This window comes from Parasutterella muris, assembly GCF_009767915.1.
Lineage (GTDB): Bacteria > Pseudomonadota > Gammaproteobacteria > Burkholderiales > Burkholderiaceae_F > Parasutterella > Parasutterella muris.
In genome coordinates this window covers 1-1607 of the sequence record NZ_WSRP01000095.1, presented here as the reverse complement: position 1 = coordinate 1607, position 1607 = coordinate 1, and the positions used below count along the sequence as shown (strand labels likewise).

Below are 1607 nucleotides of genomic sequence, written 5' to 3'. Positions count from 1 at the left end.
ATCAGGTTCGACGCACGATATTAATAAAAAATCTGAATAATATCTGCGAAAATTTCTGATAATTGCATGAATTTATTAGGAAAAGTGCTTGCTTTTTATCGTGATGAATAGTATAATATTAGAGATCAATATAAGGTGATTGCTATGTCAAGACCAAGATCTGATAACCCAAAAGAGCACACTTCTATCATTCGTGCGAAACGAAAAGACGGTTGGACTTATGTTCAAAGAGTCGTCAGCGTTTACGATCCAAAGATTAAAAACAGCAGAAGAATTTCAACGGAGACTTTGGGAAAACTTCCGCCCGGTGAAACTGATTTGGAGAAATTGGTTACTCTGGAACCGCGCAGAAGAAAAGGTTCACTTCAAGCGGCTAAGATTGCCGCACCTGCCCAAGAAGTGATTGATCCCAGAGATCCCGGACGGATCATTTACCCATTGGATATTGTCTTTTGCGTCATTCTTCTTGCTGCGATGCAAGGCAAAACTTCCTGCACGGAAATTGCAGAGTTCTGGCATCAATGCCGACCCTTGCTGAGCAAGACCTTCCCCAACTTTCCTGATGAGGAAATATCTCACGATACCGTCAGGCGCATCACGATGATTATCGGCAAAGACAAAAATGCCGCTCTGATCGAACGGTTCGTTGAGATGCTGCGCAGCAGACTGTCTCACCCGGTAATTGCTGTCGACGGACAGGCTATCAGGGCTTCCCGGGATTCTTCTCAGCACTCCCCGTATGTTTTAAACATCATGGATGCAGACAACGAGTTGATTCTGGCTCAGCAAGTCATCGGTGAAAAGAACAACGAAATTACCCATGCCTCAAAGCTCATCGACACTTTAGACATTCGAGGGGCAATCGTCACGGCAGATGCTTTAAATACACAAACCGAGTTCGCCGCAAAGATCATTGCCGAAAAGGCCGACTACTGTTTGGCTCTGAAGGCTAATCAGGATCTTACATATGAACAGGTGCGCGGATTCTTCGAACTGGGAACACATGAGTACAAAATTGCGCGGCCTTCGGTAACAGACCAAGGCGGCAAAATTACGAAAAGAAAAACTCGAGTTCTTCCGGGAGCTCTTTTACCGGAAGAAATTCTTAATAAATGGGTTGGCCTCGATGAAGGATCGATCGTGGAAGCCGTCACTGACACGGTGAAGAAAAACACCGGAGAAATTCTTGGGCCTCAGGTCCGCTATTACATCTCATCATTAAGGTACGATGCCCCGAATGTGGAACAGGTTCTGCATCGTGCCATTCGTCAGCACTGGGCAATTGAAAACAAAGGCCATTGGGCGTTAGATATGGCCTTTAATCAGGATCGGCTGCAGTGCACAAACGCTCAGTATCTGGCCGGAAGAACACTGCTTAACAAGATCGCCCTAAACTTCACGACGAAAATCCAAACACGCTTGGAAGAGACAACGGGCAAAGAGGCGCCGTCCAAACCGGTGATCAGGGCGAGGCTGAATAAAATTGAGGATATGCTGGCTGCAATGAATGATTGCATACGCATCTAGCGGCTCCCTGGGCTAAGGTCTCCCTTCAAAAGGAAACCCTTATCGTGGTCTTCTATTTAATTTCTGATGCGTCCGACCTG

At 46.2% G+C, this 1607-nt stretch carries 1 protein-coding gene; it reads left to right on the top strand.

Annotated elements, in window-relative coordinates:
- Positions 1–144 precede the first annotated feature (144 nt).
- On the top strand, positions 145–1527 hold the full coding sequence (locus E5987_RS12685; protein ID WP_160336431.1) for an ISAs1 family transposase: 1383 nt from the start codon (positions 145–147) through the stop codon (positions 1525–1527).
- Positions 1528–1607: the final 80 nt, after the last annotated feature.

Bases quoted from the DNA above. Each gene is read 5' to 3' on its own strand.
- E5987_RS12685 (WP_160336431.1), top strand. From the start codon at position 145: ATGTCAAGACCAAGATCTGATAACCCAAAAGAGCACACTTCTATCATT.